At 25.9% G+C, this 1,253-nt stretch carries 2 protein-coding genes; both read left to right on the top strand.

The genetic code is table 11. The features are described from left to right. Nucleotides 1–120 precede the first annotated feature (120 nt). A complete protein-coding gene (locus NG904_RS16050; protein ID WP_252232698.1) occupies nt 121–678 on the top strand; it encodes a GNAT family N-acetyltransferase in 558 nt (185 codons plus the stop codon). 15 nt (nt 679–693) lie between these two features. Beyond that, nucleotides 694–1,253, top strand: a 560-nt coding sequence (locus tag NG904_RS16055; protein WP_502801468.1) for a metallophosphoesterase family protein, incomplete at its 3' end; no start/stop codon positions are given.

A 1,253-nucleotide genomic window follows, 5' to 3' on the forward strand; every position in this document is an offset into this window, starting at 1 on the left:
ATATTAATTTAAATTTATATAAAATTGTATATGAATAGAATTTATTATAAAATTAATATAAAGTACGCACAGCATCTTTAGTGCGTTTTTTCTTTATATAAATGAAGTGGAGAGCAAAAAATGAAAAATATAATAGATTTAAAAAGAAAAGATGGTATTAATATAAAAGCACAATTAAAAGTGTTAGATGAAAATTATATTGAAAAAATAATGGAATTACAAGAGTATATAGAAAAATCATTAGAAGATAAAGAATTATATGTTTTATCAACAAAAGAAGAATTTATAGAATATATGCAAGGGGAAGGTAAAGCTATAGGATATTTTACTTTAGATTCAGATGAACTAATAGCTTTAGGTGTATATAGAAAATTAGGATATGAAAAAGAGAATTATGGATATGATTTAGATATAGAGGGAGAAAAACTTTTAGAGATTGGTCAAGTTGAAGTTACAATAGTTAGAGAAGATTTTAGAGGAAATAAACTTCAAAAAATTCTTTGTGAAATTTTAGAGAAGATAGCTTTAAATAATAAAATTTCAATTATGACAGCTACAGTTTCTCCTTATAATAAATTTAGTTTAAATACATTTGAATCAATAGGATATAAAGTTGGAAAAGATAAATTAAAATATGGTGGACTAAGAAGGTATGTTTTAATTAAATATTTATATTAATTTTGGGAGGTAAAGATGAGGATATTACATACTGGTGACTGGCATCTAGGTAAAAACTTAGAGGGAAAAAGTAGAATGGATGAGCAAGAATTATTTCTAAATGATTTTGCTAAGTTAGTTAAAGAAAATAATATAGATTTAGTTATTATTGCAGGTGATGTGTATGATTCTAGTAATCCCCCAGCAAGAGCAGAAAAAATGTTTTATGATACATTGAAAAAAATATCATCTAATGGTGAGAGAATTACATTAGTTATATCAGGGAATCATGATAGTCCAGAAAGACTTGTATCAGCAGGCCCACTTGCAAGAGATCATGGAATAATTATGGTTGGTACTCCTAAAACCATAGTTCAATGTGGTGAATATGGAAATCATAAAGTTATAGACTCTGGAGAGGGATATGTTGAATTAGAAATAAATGATGAAAAAGCTGTTATATTAACAGTTCCATATCCTAGTGAAAAAAGATTAAATGAAGTTTTATATGGAGAAATGGATGAAGAAGAACAACGATTAAAATCTTATAGCGATAGAATACATTCATTATTTGATTCTCTTAAGGTACATTATAG

Source organism: Clostridium sp. ZBS15, assembly GCF_023845705.1.
In the GTDB taxonomy this organism is placed as follows: Bacteria; Bacillota; Clostridia; order Clostridiales; family Clostridiaceae; genus Clostridium; species Clostridium aquiflavi.

Excerpts from the sequence above, each read along its gene's own strand:
- NG904_RS16050 (WP_252232698.1), top strand. The coding sequence starts at position 121 with ATGAAAAATATAATAGATTTAAAAAGAAAAGATGGTATTAATATAAAA.